The following is a 235-nucleotide window of genomic DNA, read 5'->3' on the forward strand; positions in this document are numbered from 1 at the left end:
GTACTATCTTCTTTTTTTAGATATCCTTTAAAAGCTTGGATTTCAACTTTTTTAATTTTCATGTTTATTCTCGTTTATGATTAGTGAAATAAAATTTGCTTTATCATCCTTATTGAATTTGGAGTATCGACTAGATATTATTTTCTCTGAAATGTTACTTAATATTAAGCTATCATCAACATCCTTTTTTCTAGAAGTATCTATATCAAAGCCCAATAAATGAATCGCCCCGAGT

Annotated in this window: 1 protein-coding gene; it reads right to left on the minus strand. The window is 27.2% G+C overall.

Translation table 11 applies throughout. From position 1 onward, the window contains the following. Nucleotides 1–51: 51 nt before the first annotated feature. Nucleotides 52–235: hypothetical protein (locus AAEY87_RS14420; RefSeq protein ID WP_350657662.1), on the minus strand; the 184-nt coding region annotated here is incomplete at its 5' end.

The organism is Psychrobacter sp. S1-30-MNA-CIBAN-0213 (genome assembly GCF_040309845.1).
Classification (GTDB): domain Bacteria; phylum Pseudomonadota; class Gammaproteobacteria; order Pseudomonadales; family Moraxellaceae; genus Psychrobacter.